Here is a 21,967-nt window from a genome sequence, read left to right as displayed (position 1 = left end):
CTTTAACGTTTCTATCCTTTTTACTTAGGAAAAATGGATTACTCCTTCTGTCGATAAAAAGAAAAGGATGTCGATTTATTCGACAAACAGCTTGAATTTTATACTATAATACTTGAATGTACATATTAATAAAACGAAGGTTACATATTTACATTTGATGTATTTAAATAAATGAGCGATCACAAAGGGGTATCAAGATGTTTCAGACATTAAGGTCGAAGTTGCTCGTCTTTTTTCTTATCATTACATTTATACCAATGACTGTAGTAGGAATGATGAGTTATCATACACAGAAAAATGATTTGACAGAGAATGTGGAGCTATCTTTATCTCTGCATAGTACAAGCTTATCAGCAGGAATAAAGAGCTTTATTCAAGAACGTTTGAACGATGTTCGTTATAAAGCGAGAAATCCAGTATTAAGAGATGAGGAACGATCGAATCTAGAAATTCGTGAGCAGTTTCATCAATTTCTGGATATTCATCAAATTTACTCAGGTGGTATTTTTGTTGACCCTGATGGTCTTATCGTTGCTGATTCCGATTTAGACTTACTTGGTATTGATGTGACAAAGCGTCCGTGGTTTTCAAAAGTATTAGAAGGGCAAGTATATATGTCAGATATTTATCATTCAGAATACCTTTTTCAAGAACTGTTTGTTGTTGCCGCACCTGTATATAACTATGAAGAAGAAATTATTGGAATCATAGCGCCGACTTTCGATATTGATGCCTTGTATAAGACGATAAGAGAATATAATGAACAACAGCGGGTTGTCGATTCTGAAGGTTATGCATTTTTAGTCAACGCGAAAGGAGAAATTTTATCACATCCAGATCAAGAAAGAGTATTTAATATTAACTATTTTGATGAATATGGACTTCAAAAACAAACCATCAATGAAGTAGCAACAAACCAAGACATACTAACGGTCGAAGCTGATAACGAAGTGCATGCGTTTTCGAAAATAGAAAGGGTACCGGGTTTCCAACAAGAGTGGTATATAGGAGTTGCTGTAAATAAAGATGAGCTATATGAGCCTCTATCAAGGCTGTTAATGCAATATCTATTAGTCTTTGGTTTAGCCCTTGTTATTACGACAATTGCTGTCATTCGGTTATCTAACTATCTAGTGCGTCCAATTCAGCAACTTGTTGAATCAACGAATAACTTTGCACTTGGTAAACAGTTGCCAAAGAACGAGGTTCATTCATATGAAGAAGTTAACCAATTGAATCGTACATTTCATCATATGGTACAAAAGCTTAGCGAACGAGAGAAGAGCCATAAAAAATCAACATTAATCATTGAAACGACCGATAATGGTGTTTTCGCAATTGATCGGAAAACGAAGAAAGTAACGATGTTTAACCGAACGTGTGAGGAAATATTTTCCTTATGCAGGGGGAATGTAATAGAGAATCCATTGCAGGTTGCAACTGAACAATCTGATCAATTTAAACAATTTATGAAGCAACTAAATTTAATTGATGAGCTTGATGGAGATAAATTTAAGAAGGCCTTTGAAATTGAGTTTACAAGTGAAGATGAGCGGAGATCCTTTTTTGTAAGTGTGACTACTTTACCAAATTTAGAAAATCCAATGATTCATGATGAAATGCTTGTTGTTTTCTCCGACTTAACAGAGAAGCGAATCATGGAAAGGGAACTGCTCCGTTCTGAAAAATTAAAAGTCGCAGGTGAAATGTCAGCTGGACTCGCTCATGAAATCAAAAATCCATTAACGACAATTAGAGGTATGGTTCAATTAATGGATAAACAGGCAGAGGATAAAGACAATAAATATAATCAAATAATCATTACTGAAATTGACCGTGTTAATTCAATTATTAACGACCTCTTAAATATAGCAAACCCGTCACCTTCAGTAGAACGGAAGGAGACAAACATTGAAACGTTGCTCGATGACTTATTAACTCTTTATGTAACCCAACTAAAGCATCGAAGGATTGACGTTGAAAAGGTTTTCTCAGGTAAAGTGCCGATTGGGTTATACGATGAGAACAAATTAAAACAAGTCTTTATTAATTTAATCCAAAATGCCATTGATGCAATGGACGATGATGGCAAACTAACAATTAAAACGAATTATGTTCGCCAATCGCAACAAGTGGTCATTTCTATCCAAGACACAGGGGCCGGAATGGACGAAAAAACGTTAGACAAATTGGGGACACCATTTTATACGACGAAAGAAAGTGGAACAGGCCTTGGCCTTACAGTTAGCTATAGAATAATAAATGAAATGAATGGATCAATTTCTGTATCATCACAACAAGGACAAGGTACGACATTTACAGTTCGGTTACCTTTACTAAGAAAGTAACGATAAGAGAGGCTGATCATAAGGTAAGTAGTTCCGTTTAAAATTGAAATATCAGCTCATTTTGGAGGTAATTCGCACCTGAATTATCTCCTTTGTTTATGTTGATATATGAGCTATTTTCATAATTCACCTCTTTAAAATTGGTCGCAGGTCGAAGAAGACTCAGAGCTGTAAGGATGTGTGCTCATGCGCCGCTATGCTAACTCGTAGCTGGAAAAGAGTGCTTCTGTTTTTAAATCTATTATTGAAACACCTTGCGAGACTCCCTGCGGGAACAGCACTAACTGAAAATCACCTAAAACGAGCAGAGCCTTTAAAAACCATATGATAAAAGGATATCCGTCAAAAATCCGAAGACTCCAGCGGGAAAAGCAATAGGCGAAGATCCAACAGGGCTTTAGCCCTGTTTAGCTGAGGCATTGCCCGCGGAACGCGAAGGAATTTTTGAACGGATATAATGACTTATTCATTGGCTCCAACGAAGATGGTGTGTGTTATGCCACATTTGTACCTAGAGGTGAAAGCGTCCGGGTTCATATTTTCAGAAAAAAGCGACAGATTCTTTTATTTTTACATCTATTCGTGATACATTGTTATTAATAAAATGTAGGAGATGGAGGGTAGACGGTTGAAAAAAGCCTTAATTGCCGGAGCAACAGGACTTATCGGTAAACACGTCGTTCAGCAGCTAATTGAAAGGGAAGAGTACGATGAAATCCGCTTAATAACAAGAAAGAAGACCCCATTTAAACATGAAAAGGTTACTGAATATATTATTGATTTTAAAGAACTAGATCAATATGCACACCTTTTTGCTGGTATTAATGACGTTTTTGTATGTCTAGGAACGACAATGAAAAAGGCAAAAACAAAAAAACAGTTTATGAAAGTCGACTTTACATATCCATTAAAGATCGCAACACTCTCTGAAGAAAGGGGAGTCAATAAGATGTTGACTGTTACCGCAATTGGTTCAGATCGTGAATCGCGATTATTTTACAACCGCGTCAAAGGCAAATTAGAAGAGGCTTTAGTCAAAGTAAATATTCCATCACTCCACATTTTTCGACCGTCGCTTTTAACAGGTGAGAGAGAAGAGTTCCGACCAGGAGAAAAGATGGCTTCGTATGTTAGTGCTCCAATCTCACTTTTTCTCGCTGGCCCTTTTGAAAAATATAAGCCTGTTAAAGCTCACTATGTAGCAGCGGTCATGTGCGCAATTGCTAAAGAAGATAGTAAAGGTGTCCACATTTACGAATCAGACAAGATCCGACAGCTCGGCCAAGTATTATTTCACGATTAAAATTGAGGAGGAGAACGGAGATGGGTAATAAATTTAGTGAAGTATGGGATTTAGATACAATTTTCCCTGGGGGAAGCAGTTCAAAAGAATATCAGCAATTTTTAACAGAGCTAGAAAAAGAGTTAGTTTCATTTCAACAAAAATTAGATCAGTTGAAAGGTGAAACAAATGTTGAAACGTGGGCTGAAATGATCGTAGAAACACAAGAAATTGGTAAGAAAGTCCGTGAAGGTGGAGCATTTGTAAGCTGTCTCACTGCTCAAAATGTAAAAGATGATGACGCAAAGCTATTAACAGGGAGAATTAAACAATTGTCTTCTCTTTACTCTGCCGTTTTAACATCAATTGATGAGCAATTGTTGGCGTTTTCCGACGAACAATGGGAGCATTTCATCGAATTAGATGATATGAAACCTCTTATTTACAATTTAAATGAACGTCGAGAAAATGCGAAAGATAAGCTACCTGGTGATAAGGAAAAACTTATTCAAGCCCTTTCTGTAGACGGATACCATGCATGGGGAGACTTTTACAACACGATTGTTGGCCGAATGACAGTTGACATTGAAGAAGATGGTCAAACAAAAACGTTATCTGTTGGACAAGCGCAAAATAAAATGGGTGATAAAAACCGAGCGGTAAGAACACACGTGTTTGAACAAAATGAAAAGGCATGGGCAAAAGAATCAGAGCTGTTTGCAAATACATTAAACCACTTAGCTGGATTCAGACTGCAAACTTACGAAGCGAGAGGCTGGGAAGATGTATTAAAAGAGCCGCTGCAAATTAATCGTATGCAAAAGGAAACTCTCGAAGTGATGTGGGATACGATTACCGAAAATAAGCCTGCATTTACGAAATATTTAGAGCGTAAAGCTGAACTTCTTGGTCTTGAGCGCCTTGATATGGTTGATATTAGTGCGCCATTATCAGAAAATGTAGAAGAAGTTAGTTATGATCAGGCAGCTGATATGATTTCAGAGCAGTTTCACTCGTTCAGTCCGAAAATGGCTGATTTTGCGAAAATGGCGTTTGAAAAAAGTTGGATTGAAGCTGAAAGTCGTCCAGGTAAACGTCCAGGAGGTTTTTGTACGAGCTTCCCAGTTTCCGAGGAATCCCGTATATTTATGACGTATGATGGTTCGGCTTCTAATGTTGCTACATTGGCTCACGAATTAGGACATGCTTATCATCAGCACGTAATGAATGATCTTCCGCAAATGGCGCAAAGATATGCAATGAACGTAGCAGAAACGGCCTCTACTTTTGCAGAAATGATCGTTGCTGATGCAACAGTGAAGAATGCGAAAACGAAAGAGGCAAAAATACAGCTGCTAGATGACAAACTAAATCGAAGTATTGCTTTCTTTATGAACATTCATGCACGTTTCTTGTTTGAAACAAGATTTTATGAAGAGCGTAAAAAAGGACTTGTGAGTGTTCACCGTTTAAATGAGTTGATGCTAGAAGCGCAAAAAGAGGCATATTGTGATTCACTTGGCAAATATTCACCACACTTCTGGGCTTCAAAGCTTCATTTCCATATTACTGGTGTACCGTTCTATAACTTCCCGTATACTTTCGGTTACTTATTTAGTATGGGGATATATGCTAAAGCTGCTGAAGGTGGAGAAGACTTCGAGGATCGTTATATTTCCTTACTACGGGATACAGGACGTATGGAGGTAGAAGACCTAGCACAGAAACATTTAGATGTAGACATCACAAACCCAGAATTTTGGCAGAAAGCAATTGATTTAATTAAGGAAGATTTAGACACATTTATGGAATTAACAGAACAATAATTGTTTCATTGAAAGGAGTGAAGGTCGGATGAATATTCCAGCGGAGATTGTCATCGAAAAAATGGAGGAAGAGTTACAACGGTTGAAAGCTGTTATTGAAGAACAGCCCTCCTCACCGACCTACCGTGAACATGCAGCAACGATGAAATCGTATTGTGAGTTGTTGTTATCTTCAGAAGGTGTTCGTACTCAAGAGGTTCCGAAAGTACAACATGCTTCTGTAGCGGATGTACGAGGGAAAGATGAAGCTGCACGTGTTGAGAAACAGCCAGCGAAGAGAAAGCAAAGTATTTATGACGATGGTGACGAACCACAAAGTGACAGTCTATTTGATTTTTAAACGTAACGAAGAACCCAAACCTTTTTAGCTAAGGTTTGGGTTTTTCCATTCTACGATGACACCGTAATCGTGTGATTCTTCGTCTTCTAAATAGTTAGGAATGATCTGTTTGACGCGTAAACCTTGTTTTATTATAAAGCTTAGAACAAGGTCTTCAATTTCACCTGCAACCACTTTTTCCACATAGTCATCTACAGGCATTGATTGAGCATGTTCATGAAAATTAGGTATACGACAACCAGCGACAAAACGTTTTAAGCCATGATGTACGACATACTCTTTCCTTGCTTCGTAAAGAGCTTTTGCTACCCCTTCTCCACGAAACTTTGGCCGAACACATACATCAATCCCGTATAAAGTATCTCCATCTGGCTGGTGACTCTTTTTAATGAAACCATTGTCTGCGACTTCTTCCCAAGTATGAACCACCAAAATTAATACGAAGAGACGTTGCCGATCCTGCAGTCATTCCATCAATTTCAGCTAGGAGACCACCATTAGGGAAAGACTCAACATGTGCTTGAATATGTTCTTTTGTCCACCAAAGCTCTTCTGGGAAAGGAGGCGGGAAGGCTTCCTTTTGAATCGTTAGTAAGGAATCGAAATCCTCAACGGAATATGACCGTACGTTTACTCTCTTTAACATTCTAAGACCGCTCCTTTCCTACTGAGGTTAAATTGATTATAATCGAAGTTTTTTTAGGTGAGCAATGGAATATGTACATTTATTTTCACAAACTGGAAATGACTAAAATGAAAGGAGTGGTCATGTGCTTGGAAATACAGGGAATGTTGGTTTTCCAATATTTTTTCGTTTCGGTGTAGATGGCGATGAGTCGGCAAAACTAAATGATGACCGTTATGAGCTATATGTAAATCATCATTATGTCGGTGATCATACGATGTTTGCTGAAAAAGAAGATGCTCATGCAATTTCTGACTTTTTGCATCAACAAGGATTTAAGCACGTTAATTTAGAAGTAAATGGTGATCACATTGTTGTTCATAGTCCAACAAAAGAAGAAGCGGACCGAATGGAGCAAGCTTTAAAGGTCTTTGTCAATAATCGCTAATTTGTTGGATCGCTCATGAAGTTATGATATTCTTTGTTCAGTTAGTAAATTGGACAAAGGAGTGTTCCAAGTGAAATTATTTTTAATGATTGGCAGTCTCATGGCATTTTTATTTGTTGCTTTAGGTGCTTTTGGAGCCCATGCTTTAAAGCCTAAACTAGAGGCGACAGGACACCTTGAAACATGGAATACAGGTGTGCAGTACCATATGATCCATTCAGTCGCGATCATTGCTGTTGCTATTTTAATACAGCAGCTAGGAGCATCTGGCCTTTTATATGGCGCAGGCTGGGCGTTCTTTATCGGAATATTGATTTTCTCAGGAAGTTTGTACGTGTTAAGTTTAACAGGGATTAGTGTATTAGGCGCGATTACCCCAATCGGAGGACTCGCATTTTTAGCGGGCTGGGTCATGCTTTTTATTGCTGCTTTATCACTATAATTCAAACAGTTAAATATCATTTTAGGAATTGGGCTTAGATTTTTTCTAAGTCCTTTTTTGCGTTTTTTAAGAATGAATTAATTTCATAACTCAAAATATGATGCCAAATTACGAATGATGAGCGTGAACTTCACTTCAGACGGACGCTTTCCCGAGGGCTTGTCTTCAGCTAACTTAGGCTCGATTACTCTTCACCTAAGTGGATCTTCAGACTGCGCTGATCCTCTGGGAGTCGCCGCCTTTCGTTACTATCACTTCAAAATAAAACGTACATTTAATGATAAATTTATAATATCATTCGCTTCATTGCGCAAAAAAACGGAATTATGAAATTGATACGAATGTATAAAATTTAGAACTGTGGATTACTCGGCGTAGCTAAAATTTTAATGTGTAAAGTAAGGCTTATCGGCTAAAGACTCGACGTCCTGTCGGAACGCCGGTGCTAGCACATCCTGTGCGTCTCAACTACGCCTCGGTTTCCGCCATAAAGACTCGCCAATCGGCCAGCTTTCTTTATGTTTGATTTGTAAAAATAGGTGTTTATCCAAACCCATATTTGTTTCGCCCATATACTTAAAGGGGAGTGCTATCGTAATACGTGAGGAATGGCGATCGCACGTGAGAAGGATTGACCGCACGTGAGCCAGGATAATAGCACGTGAAACGGAGTAAGCGCACGCGGGCGTGTTTGCCCAGCTCGCATAAGAGTTCGCCCTAATTAAGCAACGACCTAGGCAGAAGTCTATATTTGTAATTTTTTCTAAACGCTTGCACCAATGAATACGTCCAATAATATGTTATTAATGTATTTTCCCAATAAAGGGGTGAAGAAATGGCGGTTATTAAGGCGAATCAAGAAGAGGTAAAAATGATGGCTCGATTGATGCGTGCTGAGGCTGAAGGTGATGGTGAAATGGGAATGCTTACATCCGGGAATGTCATGGTCAATCGTGTCAGAGCTGACTGTTTAGATTTTGAAAACATTAAGACGGTTCCACAAATGGTTTATCAAGAACCAGGTGGATTTGAAGCGACGCTTTTTGGATATTTCTATCAAAGGGCTCGTGAAAAGGATATTCGTTTAGCCCGCAAAGTGATTAGAGGGAATCGGTATGCTCCAGCGGATTTTTCTTTATGGTTTTTCCGACCTGATGGTCCGTGCCCTGAACAATGGTTTGGGCAGTGGAACACGGGGAGATATAAATCCCATTGTTTCTTTAGCCCAACCCAATCAGATTGCCCAAGTGTATACTCAACTTTTTAAACCACCTTTTCAAAAGAGGGGTAAAAGAAAAAAATAGAGGAGAGTGTCTCATGTATTATTACAACCAACCTTATTTTCCATATGCAAATTATGCAGGTTATCCAACACCACATCAATATGCACAGCAGCCTTCACAAGGTCAATTTCAACAACCGAAAGTCCAAGAAAATGTGAATTTTGACCAAGGTGATCAACGATTTGATACAGGAGGTTTTAATACCTCCCAAGAAATCGAGGAAACGGAGCAAAAAGCATTACAAGAAGATAGTGAACAAAAAGCTAAGAAACTGAAAATCCCTTGCGGTAGTAAAAGACAAATGCCAGTTCAGCCAGGTCAACAACAACCAACGATGCCAGGTCAACAATTTACGTTGCCACAAGTACCTACAAACGGTATGCTTCCGCTAGAGCTATCTTTCATTGAAAACATCTTACGTTTAAATAGAGGAAAGAATGTACGTGTTTATATGACTTTTGAAGGCAGACCAGATGATGCTGTTCGAGTTTTTGAGGGGTTAGTAGAAGAAGCAGGGCGAGACCATATTATTATTAGTGATCCGCAAACAGGAGAATGGTTCCTGCTATTAATGGTTTATTTAGATTACATTGAGTTTGATGAGGAAATTGAGTACGACTATCCTTTTAATGACGTTGACCCTGCTGATGTATTGTAAATTTAATTGATAATAATGAACGTAAGTTATGGTAATTTGTCTAACCAAACGAACGTTAAACAGCCTTACTTCAACATATAAATGGAGTAAGGCTGTGTTCCATGTTACTCGTCGCAGGTCGAAGAAGGCTCTTGGATGTAGAGCTTTGTGCTCCTGCGCCGCTACGTTTGCTCGTCGCAACTCGTAGTTTAATCAATGGAGTTATGCTTGTCGTAACTAAGGCTTACTTCCACAGGATGTGGTGGCTTCGGCGTTGATCACACGACGTGATCGAAATTATATCGAGTTCATACTTGCACTAAAGCATAAGAGCTTCTATGTAAGCACACTTCGCTTACGAAGAATCTCTTTAACGTCAAGCCAAGTTTTGTTTATTGAAGAATACGCTTATTAACGAGGTGGATATGTTGCAAGTGCTTCAGCAGGATCGATATCATTGAACGGGTATTCGTATTCCAGCTCCTCATCGAACGTTACATAGTCTAAGTTGACCATGAGTAATAAATATCTTTTTCCAGTCTGGGGGTCACTTAAGATGATATGGTCACGACCAGCGGCCTCAACAACCCCTTTAAAAACTTTGGCATTCCATTTTTCATTTTGTTCATACGTCATATAAAACGTACCCACTTTTCCTCGGTTTAGGCGCAGAATATTTTCGATGTAGGATTGTTCAACTGGTAACATGCCAGGCATATCAAAAAATGGTTGTTGACGTTGCTGTTGCATAAGCTGATGCTGTTGCGGAACGACTGCACCAGGTGGGAATCCTCCTGGGTACTGCCCTTGGAAATTTTGTCCTGATTGCTGCTGGAATTGATTAGCGCCATACGCTCCTGTGTAAGGTGAATATTGTCCTCCTGAATACATGTGACCCTCTCCTTTTTATTAATAAGAATATGAAGCTCTAATAAGTACCAAATGCTTCTGGACAATCAGCATAGATAGGTTGATAAAAGCAGTGAGCTTTATATTGACCAACAAGCGGCTGCCCAAACCACTCTTCTGGACAAGGGGCATCTGGACGGAAAAACCAAAGTGCAAATTCAGCTCGCCCATATCGATTTCCTTGCACAAGTTTTCTCGCAAGTCTTTTTTCCCTTTCTCTAGCGCGTTGATAAAAGTAACCCTTTTGGGTAGCTTCAAATCCTCCGGGTGACTGATAGACCATTCTTTCAACATCATTGATATCTTCAAAGTCGAGGCATCTTACTCTTACACGGTTGACCATAACGTTTCCAGCTTTTAGCATGCCTAACTCGCCTTCACCTTCAGCTTCAGCACGCATTAAACGAGCAAGTAATTTTATATCATTTTCATTTGTTTTAATAACGGCCACACGAACACCTCCTTTACGTCGTTACCAAGGTGACTTTATGAGTTCGTAATCCGCTATTTTCATATGTATGTTTCATTAGATAAGGTATGCCTTTTACTAGAAAAAAAGAGTACCTCAAATTTTTATTGAGATACTCATACGTTTAGTTAAACGTGTAAAAATGATTTGATTTTTTCTTGTTCAAGGATCGTCCCCACATAGAATGAACCGAATTCGCCGTAGCGGGCACTAACTTCGTCAAAACGCATTTCGTAGACAAGCTTTTTAAATTGTAAAACGTCGTGCGCAAATAATGTTACGCCCCATTCCCAATCATCAAAACCAACAGAACCAGTAATGATTTGACGGACCTTTCCAGCATATTGACGACCAATCATGCCGTGGCTTCTCATTAATGAGCGGCGATCATCCATGGATAACATATACCAGTTATCGTTTCCTTCACGACGCTTATCCATCGGATAAAAGCAAACGTATTGCCATTTCGGTAATGTTGGCTTCAGTCGTGCTTGAATTTCTGGATCTTCGTTAGGATCTTTGTCTGAAGGTAAGTAGTTACTTAGTTCAACGACAGAAACATAAGAATAAGCTGGAACCGTAAATTCAGCAAAACGAGTTTTGTTAAATGCGTTTTCAAGTTCATTTAACTCATCCATTGTTGGACGTAATAACATAACCATGAAGTCAGCTTTTTGTCCTAAAATCGAATAAAGCGCATGGCTTCCTTCACGTTTTTCTTCTGTTACGTTCCATTTTTCTAAAAGGCCTAAAAATTCACCAATGATTTGTTCGCGCTCTTCAGTATCTAGCTTCTTCCATTCTGCCCAGTTTACAGTACGAAAATCATGAAGGCAGTACCATCCATCTAACGTTTTTGCTGCTTCACTCATTGAAAAGTCACTCCATTTCTTGTATGTATCATTTCCATTGAAACATTCAACGCTTGTACAAATCTATTATACAATTACTATTTATAAAAACCAAACGGGACGTCTAAAGAACGTCCCGATTAAAAAGGCAAATTTATTTTTGGCCACTGACAAACTGCATGACTGCTTTTCGGTGAAAGTTCGACATACCCGAAGCACGTTGTCCTTCTACTTCTAGGTCAAGCACTTCTCTTAAGGAGAGGTGCATCCCTGCTTTCATATTATGCTTCATCCATGAGTATGCAGTAAGGGGCACACTCGTTAACTTTTTAATGAATTCATCTGGTACCCCGATTTGGTTAATAAGTCCAATACGTAATGCTTCCTCTGCCGTAATCGTCTCACCAAGTGATAACTCAAGGGCTTTACCTAAGCCAATTAATCGAGGTAAGAAATATGAGGATCCAGCATCCGGGGTTAATCCGATTTGGATAAAGCTTAAGGCGATTTTGGCATCATGCTCTGCATATCGAAAGTCACAAGCGAGAGCTAAACTTAATCCTGCACCGACAGCTGTACCATTGATGTAGGCTACAATCGGCTTTTCAATTTCGTCGATTAATAATAGAAGTTGGTTATAAGTTTCTTCTAAGTAGTCTCCGTGATCAAATGAATCCAGCTCTTGAATGGGGATGCTCTTAATATCTGCACCGCTAGAAAATGAACCATCAGTTCCAGTCAAAATGATGACGCGAACACTTTGATCATGGCGGGCAGCTTGAAAGGCTTCGTAAAGTTCTTCGTGCATCTCTTTATTAATCGCATTTTTTACTTCAGGTCTATTCATTGTAATCCTAGCAACAGAATTTTCAACCTGATATAAAACAGTTTTATTTTTGAGCGTCATAGTAATCCTCCTTTATAGTTCACGTGCGACAACGGCACCTTCATAAATGGCACGTTTAGCATCTAATCCGTGAGCGTGTTTTGCGCCGCCGATAATACGTACATGGTGGCCGTTTCCTTCAAGCTCAGACAATAATTGATTATTTACGAGCTGACCTGCAGCAAGTATTACAGTGTTAGCTTTTAGGGTTTGTTTTTCTCCATTTACGTTAAACGTGACTGTCGTATCGTTTATTTCTTCGTAATGGTCAATCCCACCGATCATTTTTACCCCTTTTTGGCGAACTTCCATAATAGTAGCCCAACGCGTCGTTTTTCCGATTCCTCGTGCAAAAGACTTGCTACGTTGGAGTAAAGTAATTTCTTTCACTCCTTTTTCTTTTAAAAACAAAGCTAAGTCACAAGCGATGCCGCCTCCACCGATGATCGTCACTTTTTCTCCAACGTTTGCTTTCTCTTCGAAAACGTCTCGGTATGAAACAGTATTAGACGACTCAATCCCTTTAATTTCAGGTGTGCGAGGGACAATTCCAGTCGCTAAAATGATTTCATCTGCTTCTTGAACGAGAGGGTCGTTTGCGTCGATACGTTTATTTAATCGCACCGTAACTCCAAGAAGTTCGAGTTGAACGTTATAATAACGAAGCGTCTCATAAAATTCTTGCTTACCTGGGATTCTCTTTGAGTAATTTAGTTGTCCACCGATTTCCTCTTTTTCATCGACAAGCGTCACGTCATGGCCTCGTTCTGCAGCGACCCTTGCCACTTCTAATCCAGCAGGACCAGCCCCAACGATAAGAATTTTTTTCTTTTGAGTAGTAGGGATTACTTTCAATTCTGTCTCTCTTCCTGCCACGGGATTGACAAGACAAGAGGCAGGTTGCCCTTCAAATACGTGATCGAGGCAAGCTTGATTACAAGCGATACACGTATTTATTTCGTCATACCGATCTTCGAAAGCTTTTGACAAGATTTTTTCATCTGCTAAGAATGGGCGAGCCATTGAAACGAAGTCAACGGTTCCTTTTTGTAAGATTTTATTAGCATCACGTGGATCGTTAATTCGGTTACTAGCTACGACTGGAATCGAAACGTTTTGTCTAATGTTTTCAGCGATAGGAACGAATTTCATTCTTGGGACTTTCATAGATATCGTCGGTACACGTGATTCGTGCCAGCCGATCCCGACATTTAGCACATCTGCACCAGCATGTTCGAGTGCTTGTGCCCATTTAATCGTTTCTTCTTCAGTCGTACTATTTTCAATTAAGTCTAGCCCTGACATTCGGAAGAAGACAGGATAATCAGGCCCTACAGCTCCACGTACAGCTTCTGTAATTTTTAGTGAAAAAGAAATCCTGTTTTCGAAGCTGCCTCCCCATTGATCGGAGCGTTTATTTGTGACAGGGGAAGTGAATTGATTAATTAAGTATCCTTCAGACCCCATGATTTCTACTGCATCAAATCCAGCCTCTTTCGCTCTTCTTGCCCCTTCAGCAAACTCATGAATGGTGCGTACGATATCTTCCTCTGTCATTTCAACTGGTTGGTCTGGGTTAATAGGTGATTGAATAGGAGAAGGGGCGACTGGATCGTACTTCGTCAATGCTTTGTATGCATATCTTCCTGCGTGAAAAAGTTGTAGTGCAATCGCTCCGCCTTCCTCATGAACACCGTCTGTCAACGGTTTCCAACGTTTGACATCTTCCTCTTCATAAATGGTCATAAAGTCTAAGCCACCGCTGCCTTCTGGATTAACGGCAGCACCCCCTGTAACAATAAGCCCCACGTGGTGCCGGGCACGCGCTTTATAAAACTCCGTTAACTTCTCTATGCCATTGTCCAGTCCCTCTAAGCCAACATGCATAGAACCCATGATTACACGGCTTCTCATCGATAAAGATTTCACTTGCGTCTCTTGAAAAACTGCTTCACAACCCATAATTATCCCCCTTCTTGTCTTAAGGAAAAATACAAAAACATCAAAATACTCTGACAAAATGACTGATTATTCATTCATTATAAGTCGGGAATGCTAAGGATGCAATAACAACCCTCCTAACGGTTGCCAAAAATACCCAAGTGCCAGATGCTTGAGTATTTTTGGTAATTGTCTAAATACTCTTTAATAGTGAGGGTTTAAGTATGTTTGTGAAGGAGTGTACATTCAGAAAATTTAAACTTTGACCATAACGTACTCGTTCGATTTATTTTTATTTCAAGAAGGAGTATCCTTGTTAGTAGTAGAGGGTATTGATTAAATAAAGGAGGAATTTTACATGAGTGATATGTTTAAAGCAATCGCTGATAAAGTACAACAAACACAGCCTTCCATCGTATTTCCGGAAGGAACGGATGAACGAATTTTAGAAGCAACGGTTCGCTTAAAAAGTGAAGGGGTTTTAAATCCGATTGTTGTCGGTAATGAGGATGAAATTAAATCAAAGGCAGCCGACTTACAACTAGATGTATCTGCATTAGAAATTTACGACCCAGAAACATACGGTGACTTTGAGGAGCTTGTGAAGGCATTTGTTGAGCGTCGAAAAGGAAAAGCGACGGAAGAGGATGCACGTAAAATCTTACAAACTCCAAACTATTTTGGAACAATGCTCGTTCACGTTGGGAAAGCTGCTGGACTTGTAAGTGGTGCCGCACATTCAACAGGTGATACGGTGCGACCAGCACTACAAATTATTAAGACAAAAGAAGGCGTAAAGAAAACGTCAGGTGTCTTTGTGATGGTAAAAGATAATGAGCGTTATATTTTCGGGGATTGTGCGATCAACATTTCACCAAATAGCACAGACTTAGCTGAAACAGCAATCGAAGCGGCAAAAACTGCAAAAGTATTCGATATCGATCCGAAAGTTGCGATGTTAAGCTTCTCAACAAAAGGGTCAGCTGTTAGCCCAGAAACAGAAAAAGTCGTTGAAGCAACACAAATTGCTACAGAAAAAGCACCTGAGCTTGTATTAGATGGAGAATTCCAATTTGATGCAGCGTTCGTTCCATCTGTGGCAGCGAAAAAAGCGCCAGATTCTCCATTAAAAGGGGAAGCAAACGTCTTTATCTTCCCAAGTCTAGAAGCAGGAAACATTGGCTACAAAATTGCGCAACGTTTAGGAAATTTTGAAGCAATTGGACCAATTCTTCAAGGGTTAAATAAACCAGTTAATGATTTATCACGTGGCTGTAATGCAGAAGATGTATACAAGCTAGCATTAATTACTGCAATGCAAGGGCTTGAAGGTTAAGCTAATTAAAGGAACACGAGTTACAAAAATATCCAGGTGCCAGGCACCTGGTTATTTTGTTTGTTGCCTCTTAGCCTCATTTAAATTAACGCAATTTTCTGTTGACTGAATGGTGAAGGTTGGATATGATAAAAGGTAACAAATGTAGAACGGAGGTGGATAGAGATGAATAAAGCTGTTTTTAAACTGGCACGTCAACGATTTATTACGTTTTTATATATTGTTCGTGCTGTTTTTTATGGTGTTGCTGTCCAAGGGACAAGTATGTCCTTTTTTAGCAATTTCATAAGATTAAATTCAGCAAGGACATCTCTATCCCATTCATAAAACGTAATTTTAGGGGGGAGCTTCTTAGCTCGCCCTTTTTGTTAGCGTAAAATGATATGACATATTAGAAATTTTGGGACCATGAGGAGTTTCTTCCTTATGGTCTTTTTTATTTTTAGGCGCTGTTAAAGTTCAGTGTTGATAAGAAGTGTTATTTTACAATTGTTTCATTTATGAGAAACGGATGTCGCACTTGTGCCTGGAGGTGAAAGTGCCCACCGGGAGCGGAGCACAAGGCATTCGCTTCTCCGAAACCAACTGTAACAAACCCTATTTTTAAAGGAGGTTCGTTCTACAATGATTGCATGTAGTGGAAATCATATAAATATCAAGTATAGCGGTGAGGCGATTCTTGAAAACGTCACATTTGAAGTATCTGAAAAAGATCGTATCGGAATTGTCGGTCGTAACGGAAGTGGCAAAACAACGCTATTAAATATGTTATCAAAGCGTGAATCGCCTCATTCAGGTGAAATTCATTGGAAAAAAGGGTTGTCAATCAGCTACTTAACGCAACTACCTAACTTCCCTGCAGGAATGAAAGTAGCTGAAGTATTAAAAACAGCGTTTAATGATTTGGTAGACCTTGAAAGAGAGATGAATGAGATTGAACTAGAAATTAGTCTCGAACGTAACGAAAAGAAACTGAGTAAGTTAGTCGAACGATACGGAAATAAGCAAGAGCAATTTACATTGAAAAATGGTTATGAGATGAGTGCCAATATTGATCGGGTAGCGCATGGGTTAAATATGACGAATCTTCTTGAAAAGCCGTTTGATACCTTAAGCGGAGGGGAAAAAACGAAGGTCAGTCTTGGTATCTTATTATTACAAAATCGAAACTTATTACTACTTGATGAACCGACAAATCATTTAGACATACAGGCAGTAGAATGGCTTGGGAGATTTTTAAATGAATTTCATGGAACAGTCATCATCATTTCACATGACCGATACTTTCTAGATGAAGTCGTCACGAAAGTTTTTGACATAGAAGGTGGGGAGTTAAACGTCTACCATACGAACTTTTCAAACTACGTCGTCGAAAAAGAGAAGAATCTCTTAAATGAGTTTCAAAAATATGAAGAACAGCAAAAGAAAATTAAGAAAATGAAAGAAGCTATTAAACGGTTGCGAGAGTGGGCGAATCAGGCCACCCCTCCAAATGAAAGCTTGCATAAACGAGCGCGGAGTATGGAGAAGGCACTTGAACGAATGGAAAAGCGTCCACGCCCCATCTTAAACAGAAAGAAAATGAATATCGATTTACAATCTTCTGGGAGGAGCGGGACGGACGCCATTGTTGTAAACGACGTTTCCAAATCATTTCGTGAAAAGGTCCTATTCAAAAATGTTGATATGCATATTCGTTATCAGGACCGTGCTGTACTCATCGGTGATAACGGTACAGGCAAATCGACCTTTTTAAAAATATTGTTGGGAGAGGAGTTGCCCGATCATGGGTTAGTCAAACTTGGAAGTCAAGTCAATGTTGGCTATCTCGCACAACATGTTTTCAGCTCTCAAGATGAAACGAAAACGATTATTGAAGCATTCCGTGAAGAAGTAGACGTATCAGAAGCAGAATCTAGGCACCTATTAGCCAAGTTTTTATTTTATGGCCATGCTGTCTATAAAAAGCTTCGCCATTTGAGTGGTGGTGAACGGATGAGGCTTAGACTAGCTCAGTTGATGCATCAAGAAGTGAATCTTTTAGTCATTGATGAACCGACAAACCATTTAGATATTGAATCTAGAGAAGTGTTAGAAGACACGTTAAAAGATCACGAAGGAACGATTTTAGCGGTATCTCACGACCGATATTTTATAAATAAACTTTTTGAGCAAGTGTATTGGATTAGTGAGGAACAGATGCATTTTTTCAAAGGTAATTATGATTACGCGAGGCAAAAGTTTATTGAGAAAAAAGAAACTAGTCAACCTCCAGCAGATGAAGAGAAAAACCTCAAAAATGAGCAGAAAAATAAGGGAAAGAGAAATCCAAAAAAGAAACAAAAGACGATTATTGAAGTAGAAACTGACTTAGAAAGGATTGAGACAAAAATCGAAGAACTTGATCGTCAACTCATGCAAGAAAATGATGTCGAAACATTGCAACAGTGGTATGAAGAAAAGGAAGCTCTTGAAAAAGAACGAGAAGATCTATATTCAAATTTGGAAAGATTATTAGACTGTGAAAAATAAAGATTTATGGAGGAGAAACAATGAGTGATGTGATAAAAAATACCGAAACGCCAATGACAGTCAGTACCCTCGCGTCAGATTTTGGGAAAATTGGCTTAAAACCGGGAATGACAGTTCTTGTTCATTCTTCATTATCTTCAATAGGCTGGACAGTAGGAGGATCCGTATCTGTCGTGCAGGCATTAATGGATATCATTACGGAAGAAGGGACAATCGTTATGCCTACTCATAGCGGGGATTTAAGTGATCCTGCTAAATGGGAAAACCCTCCAGTACCAGATAGCTGGTGGCAGACGATTCGTGACACGATGCCAGCATTTGACCCTGCGTATACACCAACGAACGGTATGGGGGCAATTGTTGATGTTTTTCGGTCATTCCCTAAAGTAGAACGAAGCAATCATCCGTCCGTATCCTTTGCTGCATGGGGAAAATATAAAGAGCGTGTTGTATCGAACCATAGTCTTGATTTTGGGTTAGGCGAACAATCCCCCTTAGCGAAGCTTTATGACCTTGATGCGAAAGTCCTTTTTATTGGAACAACATACGATACGAATACGTGTTTTCATTTAGGAGAATACCGAGCAGGGAATAGAAACGTAGTCACGGAATGTGCTCCTGTCATAGATCGCGGGGAGCGTACGTGGAAAAGTTATCAAGAGATCGAATATGATGATGAAATGTTTGAAAAAGTTGGCGAAAAGTTTGAATCGAAACACCTAGTGTGTATAGGCAAGGTTGGCATGGCAAACGCTCGTTTATTTTCAATCGTTGATGCGGTTGATTTTTCAACAGAGTGGTTTAGAGATTTTAAGAAATAGAAAAATAAAAAGAGGCTGATCCAAATTTTGGTTCAGCCCTTTCTCATTTAATCAGTTATCAACTTTTCATTTCGCTTTAACATACGTTCATAATTTTCTTCATATATTTTCCAATGTTCATTTTTGACTTGGAATGTATCTAGTTTTTCACTTAATGATTGAAGTGTGAGTAACAATTGATGGGTAAGTTCATTTACTGTATATTTTCTTCCTGTTATTTCAGATATCGAAGCCATTTTTTCAGGAATGATTTGAGGATAAGTGTACTTTGTTGGAACTCCTTGAACGGCGTGGTCATAAAACTTCCGGATGAGTTCAGCACGATCTGAACCACTTCCTGAAACCGCTAAGTATATTTGCACAGCGACACCACCGCGGATTCGTCGTTGCGAGATGCCAGCAAATTTTTGACCATGTACACTTAAATCATAACGGCCTGGACAATAAGATTCCGCAATTTCACCATCAACAATGTCTTCTTTAAATTCAGAGAGTAACCCCTTCATAAGCTCAACCATTAATTCATATCCGCGGTCGATCGACATATCCTTTCCATCCTTAAACAAAAGAGAAATGTTTAATACACCAGGGTCAAGAACGACTGCAAGTCCACCTGAGTTACGAACAATGACTTCATAACCGTGTTCTTTAAGGAATTTTATCCCATCCTGAACATGCGGTAGTCGACTATCTTGAATGCCTAACACGATGGTTTTATCATGTACCCACGTGCGCGCGATCCCTATGTCATCTTCATTAGCAACGAGTCGACAAAGCGTATCATCGTATGCAAATGATTGCATCGGGTTCATCGCAAGACCTGTATTGGATTGATCGAGAATAGACCATGTTTTTCGAAAAAGTGGGGAGTGAACAGTTTTCATCACTCATGTCTCCTCATCATAAAAGTAATATCTGTCATTTTTCCTACATGAGTATACCATAATGATAGAAAAAATGGACAACCTTACCGTTGAATCTTAGGCGAATACGTTGTAAAATGTTCGTTAGTGTAAAAAACAAACAAAAGCGCAAAGCTTATCATAAAGGGTGTGGTGAACAATGGCAAATGAATTTCGAATTTGTGATGATTGCCAGGCCACAAATATAAAAACATTAGTTCCCCGTTTAAAGAAACTCGATCCAGAAGCAGATGTAAAAATTGGTTGTCAGTCTTATTGTGGACCAGGACGTAAGAAGGTATTTACTTTCGTCAATGACCGACCTGTCGCAGCATTAGACGAAGAACAGCTAATGGAAAAAGTGACAAAGCGAATGAAATAATGTGGCCAATCAAAGAGGTTGTTCTTATTTAAAAATAAGTCAGCCTCTTTTCCTTATGTGGAAGGCTTCGCACGTGAGCCGGAATGATCGCACGTGAGCCGGGGTCATCGCACGTGAGGCAACGTCATAGCACGCGAGACAGGACCATCGTACGCAAGACGGCCCCGCCTGCACGTGATAACAAACCCATACTCGCAATAATGACTCACTTTCCAAATTAACTCATGTCGAATTTTTTTTAGTCAGTGTTCATGCTTTCTCTGTCAATAATTGAAATTTTTTGTGGAAAGTTCTCTTTTTTTCGTATTGGATTTTAGTATAATGAAATCAATAGAGTGTACGACAACTTAGGAAATCACACGAACGAATAGATAGAAAGTAGAGTAGGGAGGAGCCTCGTCATGGCGAGCCGTTTCAAAAAGTTAGATGAAGAAAAAGTATTTAAAGATCCAGTACATCGTTATATTCATGTTCGTGATGAACTCATTTGGAAGTTAATTGGAGCGAGCGAATTTCAAAGGCTGCGTCGGATTCGTCAATTAGGAACAACATACTTAACGTTTCATGGAGCAGAACATACTCGTTTCAACCATTCACTTGGTGTATACGAAATTATGAAACGTATGGTCGAGATTATCGAAGAGAAAGAAACGTTAGATGAAGAAGAGCGTCTCGTCTGCTTGTCTGCGGCTTTACTTCATGATGTTGGTCACGGACCATTCTCTCACTCATTTGAAAAAGTCTTTCATATGGATCATGAACAATGGACCAAAGAAATTATCTTAGGGGATACGGAAATTAATGACGTTTTAAGAACAGTCAGTAATGAATTCCCGAAAAAAGTAGCTGATGTTATTGCGAAAACGTACCCGAACAAGCTAGTAGTTAGTTTAATTTCTAGCCAGATTGATGCCGACAGAATGGATTACCTACAACGAGATGCATTTTATACAGGTGTAAGCTACGGTCATTTTGACATGGAAAGAATTTTACGTGTCATGCGTCCGACAGAAGACCAAGCTGTGTTTAAACAAAGTGGGATGCACGCTGTCGAAGATTACATTATGAGCCGATATCAAATGTATTGGCAAGTGTACTTTCACCCTGTAACAAGAAGTGCTGAGGTCATTTTAAGCAAAATATTACACAGAGCGAAAGATTTGTACGAAAAAGGGTATACGTTTAAGGACGAGCCAAAACATTTTTACTCGCTCTTTTCCGGAAGCATCACATTAAGAGATTATTTAAGACTTGATGAATCTGTTATTTTATACTATTTCCAAGAGTGGCAAGACGAAGAAGATGAAATTTTACGAGATCTATGTGTTCGTTATATGAATCGCAGGTTATTTAAGTATGTGGAATGTGACCCAAGTCAACAAATGAAAATATGGCCAGAGCTCATGCAACTTTTTTCAAAAGTCGGCTTAGACCCTGCGTATTACTTAGTCATTGATTCTTCATCAGATCTTCCATACGATTTTTATCGTCCTGGAGAAGAGGAAGAGCGTCTGCCAATCCATCTACTAAAACCGAGTGGAGAGCTTCGTGAATTGTCACGTGAATCAGATGTCGTTGAAGCCATTTCCGGCAAAAAAAGAACGGATCATAAATTATATTTTCCAAAAGACTTGTTAGAAGACTTTCGTACATTTGAAGATGAGAAAAAACAGATTTTAACTTTGTTAATGACTCAGGGGGGATAAC

The 21,967-nt window shown here is 39.2% G+C and carries 22 protein-coding genes; 14 read left to right on the top strand and 8 right to left on the bottom strand.

Annotation, left to right across the window (positions count from 1 at the left end; all coding sequences use genetic code 11):
- The first annotated feature begins 197 nt into the window (after nt 1–197).
- From LGQ02_RS20320 to LGQ02_RS20305, 4 genes are all read left to right on the top strand, one after another.
- Nucleotides 198–2,348 carry a PAS domain-containing sensor histidine kinase gene (locus tag LGQ02_RS20320; protein WP_226516096.1) on the top strand — a complete coding sequence of 717 codons (2,151 nt, stop codon included), beginning with the start codon at nt 198–200 and terminating at the stop codon, nt 2,346–2,348.
- Nucleotides 2,349–2,976: 628 nt separating this feature from the next.
- On the top strand, nt 2,977–3,651 hold the full coding sequence (locus LGQ02_RS20315) for an NAD(P)H-binding protein (RefSeq protein ID WP_226516095.1): 675 nt from the start codon (nt 2,977–2,979) through the stop codon (nt 3,649–3,651).
- Nucleotides 3,652–3,671: 20 nt separating this feature from the next.
- Nucleotides 3,672–5,456, top strand: a complete 1,785-nt coding sequence (locus LGQ02_RS20310; RefSeq protein WP_226516094.1) for a M3 family oligoendopeptidase — start codon at nt 3,672–3,674, stop codon at nt 5,454–5,456.
- Between the two features lie 28 nt (nt 5,457–5,484).
- Complete coding sequence (locus LGQ02_RS20305) at nt 5,485–5,796, top strand: YwdI family protein (RefSeq protein WP_226516093.1); 312 nt, start codon at nt 5,485–5,487, stop codon at nt 5,794–5,796.
- A 24-nt stretch (nt 5,797–5,820) separates the two neighbouring features.
- Here the strand turns inward: LGQ02_RS20305 and LGQ02_RS20300 are convergent, their stop codons facing one another.
- A complete protein-coding gene (locus tag LGQ02_RS20300) occupies nt 5,821–6,225 on the bottom strand; it encodes a GNAT family N-acetyltransferase (protein WP_226516092.1) in 405 nt (134 codons plus the stop codon).
- Entirely contained in the window at nt 6,182–6,442 is a 261-nt protein-coding gene (locus LGQ02_RS20295) for a hypothetical protein (RefSeq protein WP_226516091.1), read from the bottom strand. The genes LGQ02_RS20300 and LGQ02_RS20295 overlap by 44 nt, the downstream gene beginning before the upstream one ends.
- A 124-nt stretch (nt 6,443–6,566) precedes the next feature.
- Between LGQ02_RS20295 and LGQ02_RS20290 the strand changes: the two genes are divergently transcribed.
- The 4 genes from LGQ02_RS20290 (at nt 6,567) to gerQ (LGQ02_RS20275) (ending at nt 9,252) form a co-directional block, all read left to right on the top strand.
- Complete coding sequence (locus LGQ02_RS20290; RefSeq protein ID WP_226516090.1) at nt 6,567–6,869, top strand: hypothetical protein; 303 nt, start codon at nt 6,567–6,569, stop codon at nt 6,867–6,869.
- Between the two features lie 70 nt (nt 6,870–6,939).
- Nucleotides 6,940–7,311, top strand: coding sequence for a DUF423 domain-containing protein (locus LGQ02_RS20285; protein WP_226516089.1), 372 nt, complete (start codon nt 6,940–6,942; stop codon nt 7,309–7,311).
- 835 nt (nt 7,312–8,146) lie between these two features.
- On the top strand, nt 8,147–8,578 hold the full coding sequence (locus tag LGQ02_RS20280; protein ID WP_226516088.1) for a cell wall hydrolase: 432 nt from the start codon (nt 8,147–8,149) through the stop codon (nt 8,576–8,578).
- A gap of 50 nt (nt 8,579–8,628) precedes the next feature.
- The gene (gene gerQ / locus LGQ02_RS20275; RefSeq protein WP_226516087.1) at nt 8,629–9,252 is read left to right on the top strand and encodes a spore coat protein GerQ; all 624 of its coding nucleotides are present in this window, start codon (nt 8,629–8,631) and stop codon (nt 9,250–9,252) included.
- 390 nt (nt 9,253–9,642) lie between these two features.
- On the opposite strand, the gene gerQ (LGQ02_RS20270) is transcribed toward gerQ (LGQ02_RS20275), so the two are convergent.
- The 5 genes from gerQ (LGQ02_RS20270) to LGQ02_RS20250 form a co-directional block, all read right to left on the bottom strand.
- Nucleotides 9,643–10,122, bottom strand: coding sequence for a spore coat protein GerQ (gerQ, locus tag LGQ02_RS20270; RefSeq protein ID WP_226516086.1), 480 nt, complete (start codon nt 10,120–10,122; stop codon nt 9,643–9,645).
- A 37-nt stretch (nt 10,123–10,159) separates the two neighbouring features.
- Entirely contained in the window at nt 10,160–10,591 is a 432-nt protein-coding gene (locus tag LGQ02_RS20265; protein ID WP_226516085.1) for a cell wall hydrolase, read from the bottom strand.
- Between the two features lie 146 nt (nt 10,592–10,737).
- Nucleotides 10,738–11,481, bottom strand: coding sequence for a hydrogen peroxide-dependent heme synthase (hemQ, locus tag LGQ02_RS20260; RefSeq protein ID WP_226516084.1), 744 nt, complete (start codon nt 11,479–11,481; stop codon nt 10,738–10,740).
- Between the two features lie 133 nt (nt 11,482–11,614).
- Nucleotides 11,615–12,367, bottom strand: coding sequence for an enoyl-CoA hydratase/isomerase family protein (locus LGQ02_RS20255; RefSeq protein WP_226516083.1), 753 nt, complete (start codon nt 12,365–12,367; stop codon nt 11,615–11,617).
- A 12-nt stretch (nt 12,368–12,379) separates the two neighbouring features.
- Nucleotides 12,380–14,308, bottom strand: coding sequence for an oxidoreductase (locus LGQ02_RS20250; RefSeq protein ID WP_226516082.1), 1,929 nt, complete (start codon nt 14,306–14,308; stop codon nt 12,380–12,382).
- 337 nt (nt 14,309–14,645) lie between these two features.
- Between LGQ02_RS20250 and pta the strand changes: the two genes are divergently transcribed.
- From pta to LGQ02_RS20235, 4 genes are all read left to right on the top strand, one after another.
- Nucleotides 14,646–15,623 carry a phosphate acetyltransferase gene (gene pta / locus LGQ02_RS20245; protein ID WP_226516081.1) on the top strand — a complete coding sequence of 326 codons (978 nt, stop codon included), beginning with the start codon at nt 14,646–14,648 and terminating at the stop codon, nt 15,621–15,623.
- A gap of 165 nt (nt 15,624–15,788) precedes the next feature.
- Nucleotides 15,789–15,950 carry an RAxF-45 family protein gene (locus LGQ02_RS21560; protein ID WP_404802370.1) on the top strand — a complete coding sequence of 54 codons (162 nt, stop codon included), beginning with the start codon at nt 15,789–15,791 and terminating at the stop codon, nt 15,948–15,950.
- Nucleotides 15,951–16,247: 297 nt separating this feature from the next.
- On the top strand, nt 16,248–18,155 hold the full coding sequence (abc-f, locus tag LGQ02_RS20240; RefSeq protein ID WP_226516080.1) for a ribosomal protection-like ABC-F family protein: 1,908 nt from the start codon (nt 16,248–16,250) through the stop codon (nt 18,153–18,155).
- Between the two features lie 20 nt (nt 18,156–18,175).
- The gene (locus tag LGQ02_RS20235) at nt 18,176–18,976 is read left to right on the top strand and encodes an AAC(3) family N-acetyltransferase (RefSeq protein WP_226516079.1); all 801 of its coding nucleotides are present in this window, start codon (nt 18,176–18,178) and stop codon (nt 18,974–18,976) included.
- Between the two features lie 47 nt (nt 18,977–19,023).
- Here LGQ02_RS20235 and LGQ02_RS20230 read toward each other — a convergent pair whose 3' ends face one another.
- On the bottom strand, nt 19,024–19,860 hold the full coding sequence (locus LGQ02_RS20230; RefSeq protein ID WP_226516078.1) for an octanoyl-[GcvH]:protein N-octanoyltransferase: 837 nt from the start codon (nt 19,858–19,860) through the stop codon (nt 19,024–19,026).
- A gap of 178 nt (nt 19,861–20,038) precedes the next feature.
- On the opposite strand from LGQ02_RS20230, the gene LGQ02_RS20225 reads away from it, so the two are divergent.
- Both LGQ02_RS20225 and LGQ02_RS20220 read left to right on the top strand, forming a co-directional pair.
- Complete coding sequence (locus LGQ02_RS20225; protein WP_226516077.1) at nt 20,039–20,260, top strand: YuzB family protein; 222 nt, start codon at nt 20,039–20,041, stop codon at nt 20,258–20,260.
- 401 nt (nt 20,261–20,661) lie between these two features.
- The gene (locus tag LGQ02_RS20220) at nt 20,662–21,966 is read left to right on the top strand and encodes an HD domain-containing protein (protein WP_226516076.1); all 1,305 of its coding nucleotides are present in this window, start codon (nt 20,662–20,664) and stop codon (nt 21,964–21,966) included.
- Nucleotide 21,967 lies beyond the last annotated feature (1 nt).

The organism is Bacillus shivajii (genome assembly GCF_020519665.1).
In the GTDB taxonomy this organism is placed as follows: Bacteria; Bacillota; Bacilli; order Bacillales; family Salisediminibacteriaceae; genus Bacillus_CA; species Bacillus_CA shivajii.
Note: the sequence above shows the minus strand (reverse complement) of the source record. Positions and strands in the feature narration are given on the sequence as shown.

Excerpts from the sequence above, each read along its gene's own strand:
- LGQ02_RS20295 (WP_226516091.1), bottom strand. The coding sequence starts at position 6,442 with ATGTTAAAGAGAGTAAACGTACGGTCATATTCCGTTGAGGATTTCGAT.
- pta (WP_226516081.1), top strand. The coding sequence starts at position 14,646 with ATGAGTGATATGTTTAAAGCAATCGCTGATAAAGTACAACAAACACAG.
- LGQ02_RS21560 (WP_404802370.1), top strand. The coding sequence starts at position 15,789 with ATGAATAAAGCTGTTTTTAAACTGGCACGTCAACGATTTATTACGTTT.
- LGQ02_RS20320 (WP_226516096.1), top strand. The coding sequence starts at position 198 with ATGTTTCAGACATTAAGGTCGAAGTTGCTCGTCTTTTTTCTTATCATT.
- gerQ (WP_226516086.1), bottom strand. The coding sequence starts at position 10,122 with ATGTATTCAGGAGGACAATATTCACCTTACACAGGAGCGTATGGCGCT.
- LGQ02_RS20310 (WP_226516094.1), top strand. The coding sequence starts at position 3,672 with ATGGGTAATAAATTTAGTGAAGTATGGGATTTAGATACAATTTTCCCT.
- LGQ02_RS20255 (WP_226516083.1), bottom strand. The coding sequence starts at position 12,367 with ATGACGCTCAAAAATAAAACTGTTTTATATCAGGTTGAAAATTCTGTT.
- LGQ02_RS20280 (WP_226516088.1), top strand. The coding sequence starts at position 8,147 with ATGGCGGTTATTAAGGCGAATCAAGAAGAGGTAAAAATGATGGCTCGA.
- gerQ (WP_226516087.1), top strand. The coding sequence starts at position 8,629 with ATGTATTATTACAACCAACCTTATTTTCCATATGCAAATTATGCAGGT.
- hemQ (WP_226516084.1), bottom strand. The coding sequence starts at position 11,481 with ATGAGTGAAGCAGCAAAAACGTTAGATGGATGGTACTGCCTTCATGAT.
- LGQ02_RS20235 (WP_226516079.1), top strand. The coding sequence starts at position 18,176 with ATGAGTGATGTGATAAAAAATACCGAAACGCCAATGACAGTCAGTACC.
- LGQ02_RS20230 (WP_226516078.1), bottom strand. The coding sequence starts at position 19,860 with ATGAAAACTGTTCACTCCCCACTTTTTCGAAAAACATGGTCTATTCTC.
- LGQ02_RS20305 (WP_226516093.1), top strand. The coding sequence starts at position 5,485 with ATGAATATTCCAGCGGAGATTGTCATCGAAAAAATGGAGGAAGAGTTA.
- LGQ02_RS20225 (WP_226516077.1), top strand. The coding sequence starts at position 20,039 with ATGGCAAATGAATTTCGAATTTGTGATGATTGCCAGGCCACAAATATA.
- LGQ02_RS20250 (WP_226516082.1), bottom strand. The coding sequence starts at position 14,308 with ATGGGTTGTGAAGCAGTTTTTCAAGAGACGCAAGTGAAATCTTTATCG.
- LGQ02_RS20220 (WP_226516076.1), top strand. The coding sequence starts at position 20,662 with ATGGCGAGCCGTTTCAAAAAGTTAGATGAAGAAAAAGTATTTAAAGAT.
- abc-f (WP_226516080.1), top strand. The coding sequence starts at position 16,248 with ATGATTGCATGTAGTGGAAATCATATAAATATCAAGTATAGCGGTGAG.